At 39.4% G+C, this 23,174-nt stretch carries 18 protein-coding genes; 11 read left to right on the top strand and 7 right to left on the bottom strand.

What is annotated here, in order from left to right; translation table 11 throughout:
• Positions 1 to 72 precede the first annotated feature (72 nt).
• A complete protein-coding gene (zwf, locus tag H540_RS0125695; RefSeq protein ID WP_028403011.1) occupies positions 73 to 1,587 on the bottom strand; it encodes a glucose-6-phosphate dehydrogenase in 1,515 nt (504 codons plus the stop codon).
• A gap of 332 nt (positions 1,588 to 1,919) precedes the next feature.
• Here zwf and pdxR point away from each other — a divergent pair, with 332 nt between their 5' ends.
• From pdxR to H540_RS0125660, 6 genes are all read left to right on the top strand, one after another.
• Entirely contained in the window at positions 1,920 to 3,353 is a 1,434-nt protein-coding gene (gene pdxR / locus H540_RS0125690) for a MocR-like pyridoxine biosynthesis transcription factor PdxR (protein WP_028403010.1), read from the top strand.
• Between the two features lie 479 nt (positions 3,354 to 3,832).
• Positions 3,833 to 4,024: a hypothetical protein gene (locus tag H540_RS0125680; RefSeq protein WP_028403009.1), complete on the top strand. Its 192-nt coding sequence runs from the start codon at positions 3,833 to 3,835 to the stop codon at positions 4,022 to 4,024.
• A gap of 262 nt (positions 4,025 to 4,286) precedes the next feature.
• Positions 4,287 to 4,982, top strand: coding sequence for a lysophospholipid acyltransferase family protein (locus tag H540_RS0125675; RefSeq protein WP_028403008.1), 696 nt, complete (start codon positions 4,287 to 4,289; stop codon positions 4,980 to 4,982).
• A 296-nt stretch (positions 4,983 to 5,278) separates the two neighbouring features.
• The gene (locus H540_RS0125670) at positions 5,279 to 6,685 is read left to right on the top strand and encodes an amino acid permease (protein WP_028403007.1); all 1,407 of its coding nucleotides are present in this window, start codon (positions 5,279 to 5,281) and stop codon (positions 6,683 to 6,685) included.
• Positions 6,686 to 7,808: 1,123 nt separating this feature from the next.
• Complete coding sequence (locus tag H540_RS0125665; protein WP_081415283.1) at positions 7,809 to 9,488, top strand: ATP-binding protein; 1,680 nt, start codon at positions 7,809 to 7,811, stop codon at positions 9,486 to 9,488.
• Positions 9,472 to 10,158 (top strand): response regulator, encoded by a 687-nt coding sequence (locus tag H540_RS0125660; protein WP_028403005.1) that lies wholly within the window; start codon positions 9,472 to 9,474, stop codon positions 10,156 to 10,158. The genes H540_RS0125665 and H540_RS0125660 overlap by 17 nt, the downstream gene beginning before the upstream one ends.
• A 143-nt stretch (positions 10,159 to 10,301) precedes the next feature.
• Here H540_RS0125660 and H540_RS0125655 read toward each other — a convergent pair whose 3' ends face one another.
• Together H540_RS0125655 and H540_RS0125650 are read right to left on the bottom strand one after the other, a co-directional pair.
• Positions 10,302 to 11,426, bottom strand: coding sequence for an AbrB family transcriptional regulator (locus tag H540_RS0125655; protein ID WP_028403004.1), 1,125 nt, complete (start codon positions 11,424 to 11,426; stop codon positions 10,302 to 10,304).
• Between the two features lie 101 nt (positions 11,427 to 11,527).
• Positions 11,528 to 12,835 (bottom strand): CitMHS family transporter, encoded by a 1,308-nt coding sequence (locus H540_RS0125650; protein WP_028403003.1) that lies wholly within the window; start codon positions 12,833 to 12,835, stop codon positions 11,528 to 11,530.
• Between the two features lie 588 nt (positions 12,836 to 13,423).
• Here H540_RS0125650 and H540_RS0125645 point away from each other — a divergent pair.
• Entirely contained in the window at positions 13,424 to 14,089 is a 666-nt protein-coding gene (locus H540_RS0125645) for a TerC family protein (RefSeq protein ID WP_028403002.1), read from the top strand.
• 203 nt (positions 14,090 to 14,292) lie between these two features.
• Here H540_RS0125645 and H540_RS0125640 read toward each other — a convergent pair whose 3' ends face one another.
• Positions 14,293 to 15,216: a DMT family transporter gene (locus tag H540_RS0125640; protein WP_028403001.1), complete on the bottom strand. Its 924-nt coding sequence runs from the start codon at positions 15,214 to 15,216 to the stop codon at positions 14,293 to 14,295.
• 110 nt (positions 15,217 to 15,326) lie between these two features.
• Here H540_RS0125640 and H540_RS0125635 point away from each other — a divergent pair, with 110 nt between their 5' ends.
• Positions 15,327 to 16,754, top strand: a complete 1,428-nt coding sequence (locus H540_RS0125635; protein WP_028403000.1) for an aminotransferase-like domain-containing protein — start codon at positions 15,327 to 15,329, stop codon at positions 16,752 to 16,754.
• Positions 16,755 to 16,995: 241 nt separating this feature from the next.
• On the opposite strand, the gene H540_RS0125630 is transcribed toward H540_RS0125635, so the two are convergent.
• The 3 genes from H540_RS0125630 to H540_RS0125620 all read right to left on the bottom strand — a co-directional run bounded on the left by H540_RS0125630 (position 16,996) and on the right by H540_RS0125620 (position 19,875).
• Entirely contained in the window at positions 16,996 to 18,243 is a 1,248-nt protein-coding gene (locus H540_RS0125630; protein ID WP_028402999.1) for a DUF445 domain-containing protein, read from the bottom strand.
• A gap of 497 nt (positions 18,244 to 18,740) precedes the next feature.
• Positions 18,741 to 18,884 (bottom strand): DUF2292 domain-containing protein, encoded by a 144-nt coding sequence (locus tag H540_RS32705; protein WP_081415282.1) that lies wholly within the window; start codon positions 18,882 to 18,884, stop codon positions 18,741 to 18,743.
• A 211-nt stretch (positions 18,885 to 19,095) separates the two neighbouring features.
• The gene (locus H540_RS0125620; protein WP_028402998.1) at positions 19,096 to 19,875 is read right to left on the bottom strand and encodes an alpha/beta hydrolase; all 780 of its coding nucleotides are present in this window, start codon (positions 19,873 to 19,875) and stop codon (positions 19,096 to 19,098) included.
• Positions 19,876 to 20,345: 470 nt separating this feature from the next.
• On the opposite strand from H540_RS0125620, the gene H540_RS0125615 reads away from it, so the two are divergent.
• From H540_RS0125615 to cysW, 3 genes are read left to right on the top strand one after another with little or no spacing between them, the layout of a single operon-like run.
• Entirely contained in the window at positions 20,346 to 21,419 is a 1,074-nt protein-coding gene (locus H540_RS0125615; RefSeq protein ID WP_028402997.1) for a sulfate ABC transporter substrate-binding protein, read from the top strand.
• Positions 21,420 to 21,452: 33 nt separating this feature from the next.
• Positions 21,453 to 22,286: a sulfate ABC transporter permease subunit CysT gene (cysT, locus tag H540_RS0125610; RefSeq protein ID WP_028402996.1), complete on the top strand. Its 834-nt coding sequence runs from the start codon at positions 21,453 to 21,455 to the stop codon at positions 22,284 to 22,286.
• A gap of 41 nt (positions 22,287 to 22,327) precedes the next feature.
• Positions 22,328 to 23,164 (top strand): sulfate ABC transporter permease subunit CysW, encoded by an 837-nt coding sequence (gene cysW / locus H540_RS0125605; protein ID WP_425388184.1) that lies wholly within the window; start codon positions 22,328 to 22,330, stop codon positions 23,162 to 23,164.
• Positions 23,165 to 23,174 lie beyond the last annotated feature (10 nt).

Genomic DNA, 23,174 nt, shown 5'->3' with positions numbered 1-23,174 from the left:
GTTCTAATTAGAACAGGGCTATTAGTTGGTAATAGAAAAAAGATCGTCTGATAAATCTAAAACTCTGTTATATCATATATTCTCATCATTATTTCCTACTGCTAAACGAGTTGTTATACTTGACCACCAATGGAAACCGTCTTTTTCTAATAAAGCATCAGACTCTTTAGGTCCCATTGATCCGGATTCATAATTAGGGAAGTTTTGTGCTTTGTTACTTTCCCAAGCTTTTGAAATCGTATCAACAAACCTCCATGAAAGAGCTACTTCATCCCAATGGGTAAAGTTTGTGGCATCGCCGTGCATACAACCATATAAAAGGCGCTCATACGCTTCAGGTGTGTTCATTTTATCACCGCAGTTATTGCAGTAATTTAACTGAATCGGCGTCGAAGTGGCGCCGCCTCCTTTTTGCGCATTTAAGTGCAATGTGATTCCTTCGTCAGGCTGAATGTGAATTACAAGCAAGTTCGGATGAATGTCTTTACCTTTATTAAAGTATAGGTTCATTGGCAGATCTTTAAATTGAATGACGATTTCTGTGGATTTTTCCTTCATACGCTTACCTGTACGAATGTAAAAAGGCACTCCTGCCCATCTAAAATTGTCAATCATGAGTTTTCCTGAGACAAATGTTTCAGTATTTGATTCTGGATCTACTGAATTCTCCTCACGATAACCGATTACCTCTCCCTTGTCCACGATGCCGCGTCCATATTGCCCACGGACAAAATATTCCTCCGCTTGTTCCTCTGAAAATGGTCTTAAAGCGCGAAGAACTTTTACTTTTTCACTGCGGATTTCGTCTGTTGTTAATTTAATTGGCGGCTCCATTGCAAGAAGGGCAACCATTTGCAAGATATGGTTTTGGACCATATCGCGAAGAGCCCCTGAAGATTCGTAATAACGGCCGCGATCTTCTACACCTAGTGTTTCGCTTGAGGTGATTTGGATATTTGAAATATAGTGATTGTTCCAAAGTGGTTCAAAGATGGCATTCGCAAAGCGAATCACTTCAATATTTTGAACCATTTCTTTTCCTAAGTAGTGGTCAATACGATAAATTTGGTCTTCTGTAAACGCTTGGCGAATTTGGTCATTTAACTCTTTAGCTGATTCATAATTATGACCAAAAGGTTTTTCAATAACTAAACGGCTCCAGCCTTCTGTAGAAGTTAATCCTTCTGATTTCAAATTGGCAGCGATTGTGCCAAAAAACTCAGGCGCCATCGCTAAATAGAAAATACGATTTCCTTCTGCATTATAACTCTCGTCAAGGGTACTTAATAAACTTTTTAGCTCCTGATAAGAAGTTTTGTTTGTTACATCGAAAGGATGATAATGGAAGTGTGAAGCAAATGTATCGTGGCTCACGTTCTCTTCTTGAAAGTGGCTGACGGACTGCTTGACGTTTTCGCGAAATTCTTCATTAGATAAAGGTCTTCTCGCAACACCCACTACAGCGAAATTTTCAGAAAGTTTCCCGTTGTGATACAGTCTAAAAATTGAAGGAAATAATTTACGTTTCGCTAAATCACCTGTTGCACCAAAAATAACGATAATAGATTTAGGATTATTAGTTGTCATGATTTATAAAAGACCTCACTTTTTTTGAATAAGTTCACGCTTAGTATGTAGCTTATTTAGTAATACATGTAAAACCGATATTAAATAATTTTACCGTAATAGAGTTACTTGGAGGAGGCTGGAACTCCTGTAAATGGACTTTATCTTAGTAATTGAAGAGATAAAAAAGCTTTACGCACGTTCACTCTATAATAACATGCGAAATTACAATTGCTAAAATATTTCACATAAATATTTCCATTCGCATTTATGTTCCAATTAAACTTTACTTTAACCATCTACTTCACTATAATGACGTAAAAAAGAAAAATGGCAGTAAGGATGCGAATAAAATGGAGTGGAAACCAAATCGTGCGGATAAGAAGGCAATTTATAAGCAAATTACAGAGTATATGGAACGCGGGATTTCCTCAGGAGATTTCCCGCCAAACAGCGTATTACCCTCGGAACGTGCTTTAGCAAAAGAATTAGGTGTCAATCGCAGTACTGTGGTAGCCGCATATGAAGAGTTACAATCAGCGGGACTAGTGGAAAGGAAAAAAGGAAGTGGAACACGTGTAAGTACAGACATATGGGGAATATCACATAGACGCATACCGAACTGGAGCAGGTATGTAGAACAAGGTTCTTTTCTTCCCAATTTGCCCTTAGTTCAACGAATTCGCAAAGAAGCGCAGGGAAATGATCTCATTAATCTGGCCAGTGGTGAATTGTCGTCAGATTTATTTCCAATCCATCATTTTCAAAGGTTTCTCTCGCAACAGCAATTTAATGGGAACCTTGGTTATGACCATCCACAAGGAAATTTGACTTTACGAGAAACGATTTCTTCCCATGTTAAAACATATAAAAATATAGATGCCTCTCCTTCGTCTATTCTTATTACGTCTGGGGCACAGCAAGCTCTTCATCTTATTGTTCAGTGTTTGCTTAAGCCGGGAGATGCCGTTGCTATTGAGGATCCATCCTATTGTTTTTCCTTGCCGCTATTTCAGTCAGCGGGACTAAGAACCTTTCTTTTGCCGGTGGATCAGCATGGAATAAATCCGAATGATCTCATAGCCTTACATCGAAAGCATCGAATTCGAATGGTTTTTTTAAATCCAACTTATCAAAATCCTACAGGAACGATACTTCATCCCGCACGACGTAAGCAAATTCTTGAATTGTCATCTGAGTTTGGTATCCCGATTATAGAAGACGATCCTTATAGTTTAACTTCCTTCACGGGAGGGATAGGTTCTACCCTAAAATCCATGGATGATAACGGAAATATTCTATATGTTAGTTCTCTATCGAAAATTGTAGCATCAGGATTGCGGATAGGATGGATTATCGGCCCCCAACCGGTAATTGAACGCTTAGCAGACGCAAAACAACAGGTAGACTTTGGACATAGTGTTTTTCCGCAGTGGATAGCAGAACAGTTTTTGGGATCCGATCAATTTCATTCCCACATCCATATGCTCCAAGATCAGCTTAAACAAAAAAGAGATCTCATGATTTCAAGTCTTTCTGAGTTTTTAGATAATAAAGTCGAGTTTATGATTCCGGAAGGCGGAATTCATATGTGGTGTAAATTGAACGGGCCAATCAATGAATATCAATTACTTGAGGAGGCCATCAAAAAGGGAGTAGTCTTTGTTCCGGGAAGTATTTTTGGTTCAAAAAAGGGGTATGTACGCTTCACTTTTGGCAGAGGGGAAACAAACTTAATTCAAGAAGGAATCTTGAGATTTGCAGATGCTTTAAAAAGCATGGAATAGCAGCCAGCCTCTGCAGAATAACAGGAATTTTTATCTACTGCTGCAACATGAAGATTGAAGGCATTACTAAAAGCCAAGTATTTTTGAAATTCTTGGCTTTTTTGTATTCGTTTTTTTTAGAAAATGGGAATTGTATTCTCGTTAGAGCAGACTTTCTGTGTCCATGCATTCAATTGCCTTCCATAAATGATTTAATACCCAAAATAATACTGTACTAGTATTCCTATTAAATATGAAAAGCTATTCTCCTACTTAAAAGTGGATGGTCAAAATATCTTTGAATTGGATGGTTCATTTTTTAAAATATTCTTTATCATAAAGAAAGAAGCAATATAAGATTTGTCAGCAAGTGGACAAGACTTTTCTTTAAGGTATCGTGAAAGGATTTAATAAAAGAAGGGTTACTCCATTTATGTCATACAATAGGCTTATCAAAATTCTTGGGTTACCTATGTCAAGATATAGGGGGAGGGGAATTTATGAAGGTGGCGTATGTATTAGTTGCAATTCTGATGATATTTGCGCTTGTCAGCACCGTTGTCATCGGAGGAAAGGGTGATGAAGGCTACGCAAATTCTGCAAAACAAAACACAATGAGACTTTCTTTTATTTACCTTCTTTTAGTTATCATACTATTGGGTGGCATTGCCCTATATGTAATAGCAATATAGAAAATCTTTATTTTAATTGAATAAAAAGTGTATGTAAGAGATAAAAAATATTGTATGATGGGCACCGCCTTGCAGAACAAGCAAGGCGGTGTTTTATTGTCTAAATATAAAGATTCACTTCACACATAATGGTATTGTTTCATTTTTCAACTCATGCTCTTTCATTTCATGCATCGTATATATGATCAATATAAAAAATTAAAAACCAGCATACTAAAGGATGAATAAAATAGAAAAAAGAAACGAAAATGAGGGGATTTATTTGTTAAGGCTTATATACATCGGTGTATACTTTCTAGGTTGGTTCGTTGTTCATATTCCGTATATTCATACTGTAAAAAAGAAAGCCAACAAAGAAAAAATGTTGAATGAGAAATTACAGAAGCTAGTAAGGAAGCTTCTTAAACTTATGGGAATACAATTGAATGTCACAGGTAAAGAAAATATTCCTGACCATGAGCAGGTATTATTTATAGCCAATCATGAAAGTCATTTAGATCCTATTGTACTATATGCATGTTTGAATCGCGTGCCGTACTTTGTGATGAAGGAGGAAATCAGGAACATTCCTATATTTCGCACATGGATAAAAGAAATTGGACATATATACCTAAAAAGGGGAGACAGAAGAAGTGCGGTGGAAGTACTGCAGCAAATGAAAAAGTATTTACAAGAGGGAAAGGACGTTTTTATATTTCCTGAGGGAACCATTACAGAGGGAGAGAAGGAATTACCGTTTAAACCAGGGAGCTTCAGGTCGGCTGTAGATACAGAAACGAGTGTAGTGCCAATTACCATTAAAGGAACTGCTCGGTTGTTCGAACAGCAGCGGTACACTCTGAAATCCGGTACGGTTGAAGTTATCATTCATCCGAAAGTTGAAACGATTAAAGGAAAATGGGAGCATACGCAGCAGCTCGCTGTGTATGTGGAAAAAATAGTTAAGGATTCACTGTAAACAAAGGATTTGCCCATCAAGTGGACACTGCCTGTTAAACAGGCGGTGTTTTTCTATGTGTAAGTATTGTCTTCGATCAAATGCAAAGTGAATCTCTATTTCTATTCGTATCTAACTTGGGGAGAAACAGCTTTTTTATTTGAAACGCAAAATATGTAATTCGCATAAAATTCTCAACGTTTCCAATATATAAACATAATGAATGCATATTGTTTAAATATGTATAAATACTTATACTTAAGCAGTAAAATCACTTGCATATATTTTTGTGCCGAATTGAAAGGAAACTAGCAGCTATGAAATCGACAGAAATGAGAAAATTAGGTGTTTTAGGATTATCGCTAATTAGTATCAACTCCATTTTAGGTCTTCGTAATATTGCTTATGCATCGACCATCGGACCTTCAGCGATATTCTTTTGGGTATTGGCCGCCTTGCTGTACTTCGTGCCAATTAGTTTGATTGTTGCAGAACTTTCTACAACTTACCCAAACCAAGGCGGTATGGGAATATGGATAAAACGCGCTTTCGGTGAGAAGGCTTCCTTCATATGTTCATGGTTTTTTTGGATTGCTAATTTTACTTATTATCCTTCTTTGCTTTTAACGACAACCGTCGCATTGTCTTATGGAATCAAACAGCCGCAATTGACTGATCATCCGATGGAGACAGCTTTTCTTTCTTGTGTGTTCTTCTGGATTGTCACGTTATTGACACTTCGCGGAACAACAATGAGTGAAAGACTTTCTTCAATCGGTGCTCCGCTTGGTGTATTGGTTCCGGCTGTTTTGATCTTCGGATTCGGTTTTTACAGTATGTTTAGCGGACATCAAAGCGCAACAGCGTTTACCGGTAAAAGTGTGCTGCCCAATCACATTTCGTTCGATACAATCATGTTTTTATCGACTTTGATGTTTGCGTTCTCTGGAGGAGAAATGCTTGGAACAATTGCCGAAAACGTAAAAAACCCTCAGAAAACATTTCCAAAGGCTATTTTCATGACATCCATTGTTGTTGCTTTCGTATACATTGCAGCAACTGTTTCATTTCAATTTGTGTTAAAGATTTCGCCAGATCAAACAGCGACGGCTCTGTATATGTTTGCCGATAAGATAAACGCGCAATTTGATTTATCTTTCTCTTTATCACAAATTTTAGGTATTTGTTTTGTATTGGCATTCGTAGGATCGTTGTCGTTTTTGATTTTGAATCCTGCTGTAATGATTTCTGAAAGCGGAAAAGATATTTTGCCCAAGAAGCTTTTGAAGAAGAATAAGGACGGGATGCCGGCGAATCTTGTAATCGGGCAAGCGGTTGTAGTATCGTTGATTCTATTGTTTTCTGCATTCGTTCCCAATGTATCCAGCGCTTTAAACATGTTGATTTTGATGTCCACTTTGGCGTTCTTCATTCCGTATGTATTTTTGATCAGTGCATATATCAAACTGCGCATGAGTGATAAAGAAATCATTCGGCCGTTTCAAATTCAACGTAATTGGCTTGCTTATACCACTGCGATTGTCGGGATGTTTTCTGTTGTAGGGACCATCCTGTTAACGCTGATTCCATCTGCGAATGTCCATTTGCTGGAATACGTTCCGATTGTGGCGGGACCGATTGTGTTTGGCGCAATCGGATTGGTATTTTATAACCGCTCTTATAGGAAATCGTTTAAAAGGACCGAGATGAAGAAAGCTGGTTAACTTAAGCCAGTGATTCGTAAAAGGTTTAAAATCTGTGTAGACGGCGATCGCATTTAAATACCGGACGGCAGCACTCGATTCATTCAAAATTAGACGAGTTTATCAAGTCAGGTAGGGGATTGGCTGCAGTTACCCTTACCAACGCCCATATCCGGCACCTATCGGTATAGTTATTCTTATGGGACTACAGTGGCGTATTATTAAGAGGTATAGGTTTAGCGAAAAGCTTGAGAATTGTAAGAGAAGTTAAAAACTATTATGTGAAGGGTACCGCCTGTTTTAACAGGCGGTATTTTTCTATGCCCCATTTTTGGAGGGGAGTCAAATATGACCTTACAGGTCGGCTGCCTCCCCTAATCTTAATCCGATTGAACCACTGTGGAAATGGCTAAAAGCAGGTCATTGCTTTCATCCTAGGCAAGCATCCATCGTAGAAGCTAAGCCTTCCTATCAGAAATCGTTCTGGTGTTCCCCAAGCCGTACTTCGTCAGCTTGGACTCAGCTAAGCAGAATGTCAAAAAAATAAACATGAAATAAATCTTATATATAGATTTAATATATATCGAGATTACTATTAAAATAATAGTCAGAAAATGATATGATTTATTAATATATAGGAAAAGTTATGAAACTTCTGTCAAATAAGCGGAAACACTATTCTATATAAAGGCAACTAAAAAAATCGACATAAAAACTTTTCTTTTAGGGGGGAGAGATCATCCGACTAAGCGTAGAAGCGGTCAAACCCTTTTCGTGGCCCACGCAGGGAGAGAGAGAGGGAGCGGGCGCAGTTTCCCTTTTGTTCTACGTGGCAAACGATAGATATGTCGGAATAACAAAGTGGACTTATATACAAGTAAATAAAAAAACCGTCTATTTATAGTGGGGAGAGATCATCCGGCGACGTGCAGAAGCGGTTAAACCTTTGTGGTGGTTCATGCAAGGCTAAACCAGAGAGAAGAAGCATACAATATTCCCTTTTGGTTGCACATAGCACATGGACATGTCGGAAAATTAAGATGGATTTATATAACTGGAATCTTGTTTAAGGGGGATAATCAGAATTTTTTGGATAATTACTAAATTTTTTTGAAAGCGTTTATCATTTTTATAGATTCTTTTTATGTATAATAAAGCGGAATATATTTTAAAATGTATTCCGCCTGCGTTAGGGGAGAAAATATTGGAGCTGAAAAGATTAAAACTGCAGACGAGAATTACAATTTTTATATTTATTCTTATCATTTTCATTGTTTCTCAAATTAGCGTCTTATTCTATTATATGCTGTCTAATATAGTGGAAAAGCAGTTAGGAAAGCGGGCTTTGCATGTGGCTGCAACGGTGGCTGTTATGCCTGAAATACGGGAAGCGTTTCGTACAAACCAGCCTTGGACTGTTATTCAGCCAATTGTCGAACGGATTAGGGCCGAAACCGATGCTGAATTTATCGTAGTTGGGAATGAGCAAGGCTTCCGCTATTCTCACCCTAATCCAGAAGAGATCGGGAAGAAAATGGTTGGCGGAGATAATGAAGCAGCGCTGATAGATGGGAAATCTTATGTATCTAAAGCGGTTGGTACACTCGGACCTTCTTTGCGGGGAAAAGTTCCTATTCGAGATGAGAACAATAACATTATCGGTATAGTATCTGTTGGATTTCTTATGGATGATATGAATCAATTGATAACGGAATATAGAAGTCCGATTTTGTGGATTGCCATATCTGGCTTATTAATCGGTATACTAGGTTCTGTCTATCTTGCGCGCAATATCAAAAATCTGATGTTCGGGCTGGAACCTGAGGAGATTTCATCACTGTATGAAGAACGCAGCGCAGTTATACAGTCTGTTCGTGAGGGAATTATGGTTGTAGATAAACGAGGTTCTGTCAGTCTGCTGAACCAGGCGGCATACGATATTCTCTCTCTCCAAGAGGGACAAGCTGTTATTGGACAACCAGTTCAGGAGGTTATTCCAAACACTTCTATGCTAGAAGTTCTCCATACAGGAGAGGAGCAATTGGATAGACAGCTGGATTTAAGCGGTAAAATTGTAATCGCAAACCGCTTACCTGTAAAGTCAGGGAATGAAGTCATTGGAGTTGTTTCAAGCTTCCGCTTGAAGTCTGAAATGGATCAACTGACAGAGGAGCTTTCTCAGGTAAAGAGGTACACGGAAGCTCTTCGGGCCCAAACACATGAATTTAAGAACATTCTTTATACTTTATCAGGCCTCATTCAATTAGAGTCCTATGAAGAAGCGCTAGAACTGATTCATGAAGAAACTGTAATTCATCAAGATGTTGTTCAATTTATTATGAAAAAGCTGCAGGATCCGTGGTTAGGCGGAATTTTAATAGGATTCTATAATCGTGCAAGAGAATTAAAAATTGACTTTATCTTAGATCGGGAAAGCAGTCTTGATCAGTTACCTGTGCACATTGATAGAACCTATATGATTTCCATTCTTGGAAATTTAATTACAAACGCTTTTGAGTCAGTGGAAAAAGTTGCGAAAAAAGAAAAGAAGGTCAGGCTGTTCGTAACGGATATTGGAGATGATGTATTGATTGAAGTAGAAGACTCCGGCTCAGGAATTGAAGATGATTTCATTCCCTATATATTCAAAAGGGGATTTTCTACGAAAAAAGGAGGAAATCGCGGGTTTGGTTTGGCAAGAGTGAAAGATCTGGTGGAAGAATTGGATGGCAGCATTTCTATTGAGAAAGGTGACTGGGATGGCGTGCTATTCGCTGTAGCAATTCCAAAAGAAAGGTGTGAAGTAAATGTCTCAGTCTATTGAGGTGTTAATTGTTGAGGATGATCTTCGGATTGCAGAAATTCATCGCCGTTTTACGGAGAAGATAAAGGGATTTCAAGTAGTTGGAACAGCAACAACAGGCGCGGAGGCAAAAGAATGGATAGAGCTTGTTCAGCCGCAGCTTGTGTTGTTGGATGTTTATTTACCTGATATGCGAGGGATTGAATTAGTTGGATTTATTCGCCAACACTTCCAGGATATAGATATTATTATGGTTACGGCAGCTTCTGAAGTGGACATAGTACGTCATGCTCTTCGAGGAGGCGCGTTCGATTATATTACAAAGCCGCTGACCTTTGATCGCTTTAAAAACAGCCTAGAAAGCTATCAATCTAAATGGGAGCAGCTGAATCAAAATGATAAGCTATCTCCTGACCAAATTGAAAGCTTATGGCATATAGGGCAGCCCCGTATACAAGAAGATCATTCACCGAAGGGAATTGATTCTCTGACATTAGACAAAATCTTAGGTTGTATCTCTAGTATAGGACAGTCAGGGATAACCGCTGGCATGCTCAGCAAAGAATTGGGAGTAAGTTCTTCTACTGCAAGGCGCTATTTAGAGTACTTGATTTCTCAGAGGAAAATTTATGCAGAGCTTATTTATGGACAAGTGGGACGCCCGGAACGAAGGTATTTCCAAACACAATAGTAACTAACTTATATGGACTTATAGTTAAATAATGAGGGGTGCCGGAATAGCTATGATAACACAGCTCTTTCGGCACCCTCTTTGTGTAACAAGAAAAGCGATCGCTTATCGAACCCGTAATATTCAGTTAAGGATTCCGTTTTTTAGCTAATTTTACGGGTATTCCTTTTATAGGAGCGGGTATGTAAAAGCTTAAAGAGAGGCGGCAAGATGCTGACAATGGCAATGACACGCAATACTTGAACAGTTACTACAAATGCGGCATCTGCATGAAGCGCTACCGATGTAGTGGCCATTTCTGCAATGCCCCCTGGCGCAAGTGCCAAGATAGCAGTAATAAATGGAATGTTCGTGAGCTCTGTGACAACGAATGCACATAAAACGGTTGCGAATAAAAGGATAAGCGAGCTCAATAAGCCCGCTATAATCATTTTTTTTGTACCTATAAACATACTTTTATCCAGGCGGGAACCTATGCTTGAACCGATCAGGATCTGGGCAGCGATAATGAGCCAATGCGGCCACCATGCGGCTATATTTTCTCCGAATTGCATGATACTTGTAGTTTTTACAAGAGCTACGACCAGCATTCCTCCTACTAACCACGGGGCAGGAATTTTTAAACATTTCCCGATGAAATACCCTGCAACTGAGGATACTGCTAATGCGAGTGTCCAGAAAACAGGGACTGCTCCAAATGTGTTAAGGGCAGTATGACTGGGAATACTACCCGAACTTATATTGTCACCGGAAACATATATCGAGAATAAAGGTATGGTACAAACAACAAGAAAGACACGTATAGTTTGCACAATACTTACTATCGCTGTATTAGCACCAACCTCCTCAGCGATACTAGGCATGACTGATAACCCGCCAGGTGTAGCTGCAAAGAAACTGGTTAATAAATCTGTGTTGCTCATACGCTTCAAAACCATGCCAGAAATCAACGCGAAGATAATAGACAAGGGAATCATGGTTATAATGGTAAGCCAATTCTCATGAAGTGTGCGGAGAACAGACGCATCGATTTTTTGCCCCAGCTCTATCCCTAAGATACTCTGCCCGAGGGGTCTCCAACTGTTTTGCATTCCTTTAAGGGAGAAGGCAATTTCCACCCAGTTCGGCTGCCAAAGAGAAAGGATACCAGCCGTTATCAATGTGCCGATTAACCATCCGATAGAAATTCCTGTAAGAGATAAAGCATAGCCGCCAAGACCGCTAATTACAATAAAGCTGCTTTGCTGCAATATGAATTGCGCTCGCATAACAACCACTTCCTTTAAATTTGATACGTAAATCTTTTGCTTCTTGAATTGATAAAGGTAAAAAAACCCCTTGATGGAGTAAGGGGTTTTACTACAGAGTTCTATAAGGACACTACACCTGTAATAAGAGTCACAAGCAACATGAAGAGTGAGGTTCCCACGGCCCATTTTAAAGTGAATTTCTGATGTTCGCCAAAGTCAACTTTAGCCATCCCTACTAATAAATATGTAGACGCTACTAACGGACTGAGCAAATGTACAGGCTGTCCTAAGAGAGAAGCGCGACCCATTTCTGCAGCGCTAATCCCATAGCTGGCAGCTGTTTTAGCAAGAATCGGCAGCACTCCGAAGTAAAAAGCATCATTCGACATAAAGAAGGTGAACGGCATGCTGACAATAGCTGTAATAATAGGCAGATGCGGTCCTAATGAGTGCGGAATTAAGGCAACTAAACTATGAGCCATTGCATCTACCATTTTTGTGCCTGATAGAATGCCTGTAAAAATACCGGCCGCAAAAACTAATGAGACAACTGCCAGAGCGTTTCCTGCATGTGAGGCAATTCGTTCCTTCTGAGCCTCAAGACTAGGGTAGTTAATGAGAACTGCAATTGCGAATGCAAGCATGAACAAAACCGGTAAAGGCATAATCTCTTTAATCAAACTTACCATAAGGACAATGGTGAGAAGAAAGTTTACAAGTAATAATTTAGGACGTTTATAATCCATTGCTTCCACAGTGGCTGCTATTTCAGAAGCTGCCAACGAATTTGCTTGTACAGGATCTAAATCAATAACTCCTAACCTTTTACGTTCTTTTTTTCCCAGCAGATAAGCAGTGAAGATTACCCATAAAGCACCGCCGAGCATGGCTGGGATAAGCGGAGTGAATATTTGAGAAGCATCTAAATGCAACGCGCTCATGACACGGGCAGTAGGTCCTCCCCAAGGGAGAATGTTCGTTACACCAGCGCCGAGCATGACCACTGCAGCTAATATGAGCGGGTTCATTTTAAGTCTTTTATAAAGGGGGAACATAGCCGCTACAGTAATCATATAGGTAGTCGTGCCATCCCCGTCCAATGATACAAGCAACGTGAGGATAGCGGTTCCAATTACTATTTTTAATGGATCTCCTTTTACAATCTTTAGAATTTTGGAAATGATGGGATCAAATAACCCGCTGTCAATCATAATACCAAAATACAGAATAGCAAACATGAGCATGATCCCTGTAGGAGCTATTTTTTGAACGCCCTGCAGCATCATAGGACCTACTTTCAAATAAAAGCCGCCGATCAAAGCAAACACAGTAGGTATGACCATTAATGCAGTTAATGCTGACATACGCTTGGTCATGATTAAGAACATAAAGACAAAAACCATTGCAAACCCTAGCACAGCTAACATAAATCATCTCTCCTTTTGATTACGCTTTCAAAATAAAGAAAATTTCGATATTTGAGATAATAATAATAGATTACAGTCTGCAGGTAAATAATTCGTAACATAACTCTATTAAAAGCATTACTTTCATTTTGTGCATTTTTTTCATGAACTTCATTCGTACATATTTCAATCCTTTTGCTATACCTCAGTCTCTTGTTGTGAACAAAATAAACAAAATACTTTTAAAGAAATAAATAGAGATTATAGAGGAAATAGTTACTGCATACAACAGCTGTTATAGAATGTGAGAAGATATCGCTGCTGTAATACAGAAAGATGACTGGATGTGATTAAGAAAGAAATATAGTGAAAAGATATGGTGTACTGTTATTGTCTTAGGAATCATTTGTTGATGATGGACAAGGCATTCTTGAAAGAGCATGTTGGATTGTATTGCATATTGATTGAAAGGATGAATGGTTTGGCAGTATGGTGAAAGAAGGAAAGTTACGGCGGACAAAAGCAGCATAAGGGGGACGAAAATGTTCTGAAAAACATTCCATCAATATTACATAGGAACGAATAAAAATGAATTAAGGTGATTGTCATATGGATACTACATTTATACTAGAACTTGTAGAGATTCTCCTCATCAATATCGTTTTAAGCGGGGATAACGCGGTTGTCATTGCGTTAGCCTGCCGCAATTTACAAAAGCAGCACAAACAGAAAGCTATATTTTTCGGTACGTTCGGGGCTGTTGTGTTAAGGGTTGCTTTAACTTTTTTAGCTGTGTATGTGTTAATGATTCCTTTCCTGAATTTTATAGGCGGGATCTTGCTTTTATGGATAGCGGTTAAATTATTAAAAGGTGAAGATGGAGGAAATATTAAAGCGAACACGAGCCTTATCGGAGCGATTAAAACGATTGTTATTGCGGATGTCGTAATGAGCCTGGATAATGTTGTGGCTGTTGCCGGGGCCGCTGAAGGAAATGTTTTATTGATTATACTTGGTTTGATTATCAGCATTCCTTTTATTATTTGGGGAAGCCAAGTTTTAATGAAAATCATGGAGAGATTTCCGATCGTTGTTACGATTGGAGCCGGGTTATTAGGATATACAGCTGGTGAAATGATATTAAAAGACAAGGCAGTCGGGCATTTTTTAGAGGGGATCAATCCAAATCTTCATATTGTAATGCCGATTGTGCTAGCTATTTTAGTCATTTTCATTGGTAAAATCAACAGCCACCAGGCAAAAGAAGCACATTAGGGTTAATGCGGGATTACAGATTCTGTTATTGTATAGCCGGAGTGCTGTAGCAGTCATGCCCTGTAATGACTCTGGAATACGAATTTCATTCGTACAAGCCATCGCTTTAAGCGAAGGCGACCGGTAATTAGAATTAAGTTAGGTTAAACAAAATCATTAACAAAAAAGTGATATCCAATTGGATATCACTTTTTGCATATTTGTCAACTGCTTAGATTACGCAAGCCTTTTTCCGATTTGCTGACCAATTGCCGCAAGGAGCCTACGTTTATCAAAAGAATTCCTGTGATGATTGTGATAACTCCTGTTAACGTGAACCATGAAACGGCCTCGTGATATAATAAAGTTCCTAATCCCAGCGCAAGTAACGGGGAGATGTAAAGCCAAGTGGATGGAAAAACAGGATTCGTTTTGGCGACGAGCCAATAATATATGCTGTGTCCCAACATCGATCCGACAATGATTAAATAAAGGAGAGAGCCGATTGCATGCAGCGTCAGCATAGATTCTATATGAACATGTTCTGTGGACGTTGACAAAACAAGCAGCATAGCTCCTCCGTACATCATCTGAGCCGCGTTCAATGCGATGGGTGATGTATCTGCAAAACGCTCCATCACATGTTTGGAATATAGAGTTCCGGATGAGTAGAATATTTCACCTATCAAAATGATGAAACAGCCCAACACCCAAAAGAGGTTCATCTCAAAGGAAATGCTGGGTAAAAGCAGCAAAATCACGCCTGCAAACCCAACCAAACAGCCGGCCATTGAGTGAATGGATGATTTTTGGCGAAGGAGGAAGGTCTGAAGCAATAAAATCATAATAGGCCCCGTTGCCGATAAGACCGCTGCAATCCCCGAAGTTACATATTGCTCGGCCCAATACAATGTTGAAAATGTACCAAAAGTTAATCCTATGCCCGTAAACAGCATCTCTTTACGCAAAAGAAGGGACACTCTCGCCTTTTTTTTCCATACCATCCATCCAAAAAGAATCAGTCCTGCCATAAAAAAGCGGACACCTGCCGAGAAAAATGGAGGGGCGCCCGCATCAACGCCTACTTTGATTGCCAAAAAAGTCGTTCCGAAAATGATGCACATGAGTAAATAATTGAAGATAATCACCTGTATTCCTCCTTTATTCATTATCATAAAAGGAAAAGAACAGAACAGATGGCTTATAATAGAACAGATTGCAGAAAAGCAGTGTAAGATGAAAGAAAAGGAGGGGGAGTATGGGGGACAATCTGTTATCAACCGGTCATTCAAGCCGGCTCTTTGAGCGGGTGTACGATTACATCATCAACCGAATCGAACGCGGGGAATGGAAAGAGCATGAAAAACTCCCGTCAGTCCGGTTGCTGGCTCAGGAAATGAATGTGCATCGTCTCACCGTCTTTAAGGCTTATCAGTTACTGAAGCAAAACAGAAAAGTGTACGTAAAAGATAAATCAGGCTACTACGTTTATCCGGATAGCATCATGTCAATCAATGACTCAAAGGATCTCATTACTTCTTCTTATCTCCAGAAAAACCATTTGTCCGAAATTCATCGAGTACCGGTTACCTATCAATTTTCTCAAGCGCTTATCGATCCAAATCTTCTGCCTAATCTTTATATGTCGGAATATGTGAAGAAGGTATTTGATTTGTATCCAAAAGTGCTTGGTACCTACTCTACGGTGCAGGGGGATGAGGAACTGAGGGAGGCTTTGTGCGAATATTTTTTGAAGCGTCACCGTTTCCATATTTCTGCAGACGAATTATTGATTACATCAGGTGCGCAGCAAGCTATTGACCTGATTTCCAGAATTGTGATAAAGCCTAAGGATACCGTTTTATTGGAGCGGCCGAGCTACAGTGCCGCCATCGATGCTTTTCAGCAGCAAGGAGCACATATAGTACCTGTGGACATTTATCCTGATGGTTATGATTTAGAACAGATCGAGCTGTATATGAGACAACTTAAACCGCGGCTCTTTTATTTGAACCCGACTTTTCATAATCCGACGGGCTACACAGTCCCATCCGGGCAGCGCAAACGACTAGTCGAGCTTGCGGAACAATACAAGTGTCTTCTGGTGGAGGATGACCCGTTTCATGATATATACTTTGACGAAGAGCCTCCGCTGCCCCTTTTTTCATATGATACGGAAGGCTACGTCATGTATATCCGCAGCTTCAGCAAATACGTGGCGCCCGGTTTGCGCATCGCTGCTGTTGCAACCCGTTCATCTTTAATGAAACATCTTTTGAATGCAAAATCGTTAGCGGACAACGGCACGCCGCTCTTGAACCAAAAGATTTTTCTTCATTATTTTTCATCCGTACGGCTGCAGCAGCATCTGGAAAAGCTTCGCATCGCGTTACATATTCGCAAGGAAATTATGGAGGAAGAACTGGCAGGCACGGGGTGGAAATGGGTTAGTCCAAAGGGAGGTCTCAACTTATGGATCAAGATTCCTGAGACTTTACCTATGAAATCCCTCCTTGAAAGAAGCTTCGATCAATCCATCTCCTTTGTTCCCGGTACCATTTGCGATCCGCTAAGGGAGCCGAATTCATGGGTGCGATTCAGCTATTCTTATATCAATGAACAGCAATTGCGCGATGGCGTAAAGCGTTTTGTCGAGCTGTCTCAGGGATTGGAATCCTCTTTTTAAACATGATTGTTATATTGATTTCAAGCAGTGGTGTACTATAAAATGCTTAACAATCAGCGGGGGCATGATAGATAGCATAATGTAGTGGTTAGAAAGGGAGCAGTTGCAATACGGTGTTCTTTCCAGGTTTTATTTTTAAGTTGAAGCTAAAGAGCCTTGCGTACAATGGATGCGGTACGCAAGGCTTTTGCTTTAAGAATTTTTGCTGCATAATTCAAGAGCGTTATTTACTATATAGTTCCTATATAAAAAATTTTATTCCTTCTAGACATAATCCGATAAAGAAACCGCAAACCGCCCCGTTTACCCGAATCCACTGCAGGTCTTTTCCCACGTTATTTTCTATCATAGAAATTAGCGTTTCATCATCAAGTTTGTCCAGATTTTCCTGTACAAGCTTTCCTATCTTTGAATGGTTTTTCTCGATAAGCTGCGCAATTTGTACCTGCATCACATTTTCGATATTAGACACATACTCTGGATTTTTTTTGATGTGATCCAACAGTCGTGTCAAGAAAGGCAAAGCATATGTATCAACAAATGCGGCATCTTTCACAAAAAGTAATCCTTTTTGCTTTGTTTGTTGAAGCACCTCATTTATTTGCTTGGAAGCATCCCAATTTACAATCATATTTTCTTTCCAGGTCTCAATTCCTTTCAACAGCTGATCATTTTCTTTTCCTTTTTCCAATTCAGTGCGGATTTTGTTCAGCAAAGCTTGTCTATTCTCATTACTGCCATCCTGCAAACTCTGTACCCCTCTTATAATGAGGTCTTGCAAGATGCCTCCCAGTTTTTCTGCATCTATTACATTCATGAACGATTTCAAGGCAAATTGCAAGAAACCATCCAGTTCTATATTCTGGATTGCTTTCATAGCTAAATTGCCAAGTTGGTTGCGAGTACCTGCTTTCTCTGTCCATTCCTTTGTTTTTATCAGAACATAATCTAAAGCCATTTCTTCATATTTGTGAGCTATTACTTGATCAATGGCCGATTTGAGAAGTGAGGCAGTATTAACAGAGCTGAGGTAAGCTTTCACTTCTTTTTCGATGAAAGCAGCGATTTGTTCTGTATGTATGTTGAGAATGGTTTGTTGAGCAATGATAGATATCGCTTTTTTTACTGAATCAGAATGCAGTTTTTCTTCCAGAATGGTTAAAATTTTTTCTGCTAGCTGCATCTGTTTTAATTTACCTGTAATGCTTTCTTTAGTAAGCCATTCGTTTTCCAGCATATGAATGAGCCCTTTTGTTACTCTTTGACGGTTTTTCGGCAAAAGTGCTGTATGAGGGATAGGTATACCCATTGGATGGCGGAATAAAGCTGTTACCGCAAACCAGTCGGCCAAACCTCCTACCAGTCCGGATTCAAAGCCTCCCTGCAGGATGGTGCCTGCTGCTGAACTTTGAAACGGTAATGTTATGATAAAGCCGACCCCCATAAAAGCCAAGGAAGAACCGGCTAAGTATTTTGAACGTGCTACCATACTTTTGACTTCACTCCTTTTCGTATAGTTATATCATAAACAAAACATCAAAATTTACAAAGTATTTTTAATGATATTAACTATTTTTAGAGCAGGTGAAAAATAAATATCGTGAATTACGAAAACAGTAGAAGGCTCTGCACTGGGATATGTGCAGAGCCTTTTTCATGTTCATACATAGTCAAAAGCCCAACGTTTGTAACGATTGGAAATGAATTTAATTATATTTTTACACAGGTGAGCTGCAACTATATATGAGTGAATTATAATTTCGACATTTCCATGTGCTATGTGCAACCAAAAGGGAATATTGCATGCTTCTTCTCTCTGGTTTACCCTCGCATGAACCACTACAAAGGTTTGACCGCTTCTGCACGTCGCCGGACGATCTCTCCCCACTATAAAAAGACGGTTTTTTTATTCACTTGTATATACACGTATGTTACATACTCGTGAATGCATAGGTTCTCAGGATGCCAATAGGTCTGTTCAAATCATCACTTCTGTAATAGCCGATACTTTTCATTTATATCTATTTGCGTAATTTTCTCATTATGAATAGTGATGGTTACATATCCATGATTGATTTTTTCCAAGAGCGATAAGATGTAATCAATCTTCGCATCATCTAACTTTACCATTGCTCGTTCCTCCTTATAATTGCAGGTGTGTTAAAATATAAAGATTATTGTTTCATTCTTTTGACGATTTTTTTAGGTGCATTTATAACGAAAATGATGAACGTGTAAGGTTAAACGTTTAAAGTATCTGTATTGGCATTCTTAAAAGTGAGTCTGATCTAAAAATTCATATGCGGAGAAAACATCTTAATGAAAGAGTTTTGCAAACGAATTAGGAGAGAAACGTTTTCATTTCTCTTTGATTGCCAATATGTTTTTCAAGAAATAAACAGCTTTGCTCAGCAATGAATTCTTTTTCATAGTCCATAGAAGCAACATGGTAAGAATTATACAAAGTAATGGTTTCTTTTATCTCAGACTTGATGTGACGTATCACATAATCCGTATTCTCAGGCGGAACAACATGGTCTTCTTTGGATGCAAAAGCCAGTGTCGGGCATGTAATAGATTCAAGTGTTCTGCGGGTCTCATTCATCAATAGCAGCAACTGTTGAATGGATTGTATCGGTGCTTTTGCATACGCAATTTCATATGCATCTTTTGCCTTAATGTCGGGGGCGCCTTCATCAACAAAGCGAGGCTCATGTTTATCTTTCAATGCTTCAAACACAGGAATTGTTGTCATTGCAGCATTAATTACGATCATTCCTTTGATATCTTCATATTTACCAGCAAGATGTATTGCCAGCGTTCCTCCCATCGATTGCCCCATGATGAAGATTTTCCGGCAATGCCGCTTCAAGAAATGATAACCTTCTTCAAGGCTTTGAATCCAGTCGTCGTATGTGCAGTTTTCCATGTCCTTATAATGCGTACCGTGTCCTTTTAATCTGGTGCCATACACAGTATAGCCTTGCTGCGCAATATATTCTCCTAAAAATCGGACGCTTTGCGGTGTTCCTGCAAATCCGTGAGAAATCAAAACACCGACATCATTCCCCTTTAAAAAGAATGGCTCTGCCCCTTGTAATATTGGATACTGTTCTGTCATATGAGAACTCCTTTCATTCTTATTTTTTGTGACTAAAATAAGTGAAGATAAAATACATTTAAGATGATACTACTATTTTCAGTAAAAAATAAGGCGCCTATCCTCAACGGTTAGGTGCCTTTGGTAGACCAATCAGCAATTATAAATTAATATAATAATAAGTAAACTATTCCTATAAGTCAAGTGGGTTTTATGACTGTGTAAATTTATTTATAAATTATTAATTTCCCAAAAAAATTTATATATAATTTTAAATCCCTAGTTGACATATAGGTTTAGTGTATATAAAATAAAGAAAATGAAATGGCGGAATATTGAATCAATAATATAGCAGCACCTTACCATTCTATATTTTGCCTTGTGAGAAATACAACCGCATAAGCCGATCAGTAAACTGAAGGCACACAGCATTCACATTGTGAAACGTTGTGTGCCTTTTATATTTCAAAAAAAGAGAGGAGATTTTTTACATGAAAAAAAGAAAGAACAAGTCGATTGTCAAAAGTATGTTTGCCTTTATTTCCGTTATTGCTCTTATGTCTGGTTGCGCTCAATCCACTTCCAGCACACAAACGAGTAAAGAAGAAGGGAAGCAATCCAAGGAACAAAAGTCTATTGAACTGCTGAATGTTTCTTATGATCCAACGCGTGAATTGTATCAGGATTTCAATAAGGAATTTGCGAAGTATTGGAAAGAGAAGTCCGGGCAAACCGTTACGGTGAAACAATCCCACGGCGGTTCAGGGAAACAGGCAAGATCGGTCATTGATGGTTTAGAAGCTGATGTTGTGACATTGGCGCTAGCGTATGACATTGATGAAATTAGCGAACAAGGAAAATTGCTGCCGGCAGAGTGGCAAAAGCGTCTGCCTAACAATTCGACGCCATATACATCTACTATTGTATTTCTTGTCCGAAAAGGAAATCCGAAAAACATTAAAGACTGGAATGATTTAACAAAAAAAGGTGTTTCCGTTATTACTCCCAATCCGAAAACATCAGGCGGCGCTCGGTGGAACTACTTGGCTGCATGGGGATACGCACTGAAAAACAATGGGAACAGCGAAGCGAAAGCAAAAGAATTTGTCGGCAACGTATACAAAAACGTAGAAGTGCTTGATTCAGGAGCTCGCGGTGCCACTACTACCTTTGTAGAGCGAGGCATTGGCGATGTATTGATTTCATGGGAGAACGAAGCGTTGCTGTCATTGAATGAACTGGGAAAAGACAAATTTGATATCGTTGTGCCGTCTGTCAGTATCTTGGCTGAACCACCTGTTGCAGTAGTGGATAAAGTTGCTGATAAAAAAGGAACGAAAGAAGTTGCACAAGCATATTTAGAATATCTTTATACAGAGAAAGGTCAAGAGATTGCCGCTAAAAATTATTATCGTCCGCGCGATCAAAAAGTGGCAGAAAAATACGCATCGCAATTCCCTAAAATTGAACTATTTACAGTGGACGAATTATTTGGCGGATGGAAAAAAGCACAAGAAACTCACTTCAAAGATGGAGGAGTATTCGACCAAATTTATCAAAAATAACAGAGCTCTCTCAGCTTAACGGGGTGAATAACAATGCGAAATAAACAGCGGCGGGTTCTGCCGGGGTTCGGTCTTTCTCTGGGCTTTACAACGACGTATTTAAGCTTATTTATCTTAATACCGCTATCTATGATATTCATTCAAACGTCTCATTTAGGATGGAAGCAGTTTGTTGCTGTCGTTACAAGCGAGCGTATATTAGCTGCTTATAAACTTAGCTTCGGGGCTTCTTTTATAGCAGCATTGACTAACGCTGTTTTTGGTCTTTTGATTGCCTGGGTATTGGTACGGTATCCGTTCCCAGGCAAGCGTTTAATTGATGGTTTAATTGACTTGCCGTTTGCGCTTCCTACAGCAGTTGCCGGAATTGCCCTAACAACGCTGTATTCTGCAAATGGCTGGATTGGACACCTGCTTCAAAAGATGCATATTAAAGCCGCATTTACACCGCTTGGTATTATCATAGCACTCACATTCATTGGGTTGCCTTTTGTCGTTCGTATGGTGCAGCCGGTTTTGCAAAACATGGATCAAGAAGTTGAAGAAGCTGCGGCAAGCTTAGGTGCATCAAGATGGCAAATTTTTTATAAAGTAATTCTTCCGGAACTTACTCCTGCTTTGTTAACAGGATTTTCGCTCGCTTTTGCGAGGGGACTCGGAGAATATGGATCTGTTGTATTCATTTCCGGCAATATGCCGCTGAAAACAGAAATAGCTCCCTTATTGATTATGACAAAGCTTGAACAATATGATTATGCGGGCGCTACCGCGATTGCAGTCGTTATGTTAGTCGTATCGCTTTGTTTCTTGTTATTTATTAATCTTGTTCAAACATGGAGTCAAAGGCATGAAACTCGAAATTCATAGAAAGGGGGAGGGAGATGGAACCATCACTATATAAATCGGAAATATCTGAAAAAACGGCAGGTTCAACCCCGACGGCTGGATCAAAATGGACTCGATTCATATTCATTTTCATTGCGATTATATATTTGCTGTTGTTTCTCTTTATTCCGTTAATCACAATTTTCTCAAAGGCTTTCGAGCGAGGAGCAGAAGTTTATATTGCGGCTATTACAGATAAGGATGCACTCTCAGCAATCCGGTTAACTATTATTGTTGCGCTGCTAGTTGTCCCCCTGAATACCGTATTCGGAATTGCGGCAGCATGGCTCATTACGAAATTCCGTTTTAAAGGCAAACAGCTTTTATTAACGCTTATTGAGCTGCCGTTTGCAGTTTCTCCTGTCATTGCGGGGCTTGTATTTGTATTATTGTTCAGCCCTCGCGGTGTTCTTGGTCCATGGTTATTAGATCATGGTATAAAAATTATCTTCTCTGTACCAGGTATTGTTATTGCAACTATTTTTGTCACGCTTCCGTTCGTGGCTCGCGAGTTGATCCCGGTCATGCAGTCACAGGGGACAGGAGAAGAAGAAGCTGCTTTATCATTGGGAGCAGGAGGCTGGAAGACATTCTTTCTCGTCACGCTTCCGAATATCAAATGGGGCTTGTTGTATGGCATGATACTATGTAACGCAAGAGCAATCGGGGAATTCGGCGCGGTTTCCGTTGTTTCTGGACATATACGAGGTACCACGAATACAATGCCGCTGCAGATTGAAATTTTATATAATGAATATCAATTTTCTGCTTCATTTGCTGTTGCTTCTTTAATGTCACTGTTGGCCCTTGTGACATTAGTGATTAAAAACTGGATTGAATGGAGAGCGGAGAAACGGTAACGGCTTCAGC

The sequence above is a fragment of the Ectobacillus panaciterrae DSM 19096 genome, from assembly GCF_000430785.1.
GTDB classification, from domain to species: domain Bacteria; phylum Bacillota; class Bacilli; order Bacillales; family Bacillaceae_G; genus Ectobacillus; species Ectobacillus panaciterrae.
This window is presented reverse-complemented; position numbering and strand designations above follow the sequence as displayed.